Here is a 950-nt window from a genome sequence, read left to right as displayed (position 1 = left end):
GGCGCGGCACGAAGCCTTCGTATTTGGCGCTGACGCCGATCAGTTGTGGCTCATAGTAAAGCGGCAGCGCGCCGCCAAACTCCTTATGCTGCAGCGCCTGGCCCTGCCGGAACAATTCGGCCGCCTTCGTGTCGTCGAGTTCGACGTTCGCCGCGGAAATGATCGCGTCCATCTCGGCGTTGGAGTAGCCGTTCCGATCCAGTGGAGAATAGAACAGCGAACTCCAGTGCTTGTTCGGGCTGATCGTGAAATCGGTCTGGCCGATGAAACCCAAATCATAGGCAGGCTCGTAATATTTCGGGATATAGGACGAGAACGCCAACGTTTCGACGCTCACGTTGATACCGACTGCCGCCAGCATGCCACCGATCGCTTCGGTAACCTGCTTGTCCATCGAGTAGCGCCCGATTGGGCCTCCGACCTTGATCAGTTCTCCGTTGTAGCCGGCTTCTTTCAGCAGCTCCTTCGCCCGCTCGGGATCATAGGCATAATCCGGAAGACTGGCGTCGTAGCCGATCGTGCCCGGGGGCGAGATCGAGTTTGCTACCTTCGTCGTCCCGGCAAGCAGGTTATCCACAATGCCTTGCCGGTCGATGGCCAGCGACAGCGCTTCGCGGAATTTGATGTTACCCATCAGCGGGTTGAAGTGGTTCAGTACCATGTAGTCGACCCGCAGTGTCGGCGTGTAGACGACACTGATGTCCTTGTTCTCACGCAGGTAGGCGAGTTTGTCCGGCGGCAGGTTCTCGGCGACCTGGACTTCGCCGGTCTCGAGCGCGGCAAGCCGAGTCGAGGCCTCCGGCATGATCCGGAAGGTGATCTTGTCGGCTTCTCCGGGCGTGCCCCAGTAATCGGGGTTCTTCTCGATCACCACCTGGCCGCTGGGAACGTATGATGTGATCTTGTATGGTCCGGTCCCGATCGGGTTCTTTTCGAAATCGGCGGATTGC

At 58.9% G+C, this 950-nt stretch carries 1 protein-coding gene; it reads right to left on the bottom strand.

What is annotated here, in order from left to right:
• Positions 1-950 (bottom strand): ABC transporter substrate-binding protein (locus DJ029_RS21500; protein ID WP_198671247.1); only part of this gene is annotated, 950 nt, incomplete at both ends.

This window comes from Oceanibium sediminis (assembly GCF_003265325.1).
GTDB classification, from domain to species: Bacteria; Pseudomonadota; Alphaproteobacteria; order Rhodobacterales; family Rhodobacteraceae; genus Halovulum; species Halovulum sediminis.
Note: the sequence above shows the minus strand (reverse complement) of the source record. Positions and strands in the feature narration are given on the sequence as shown.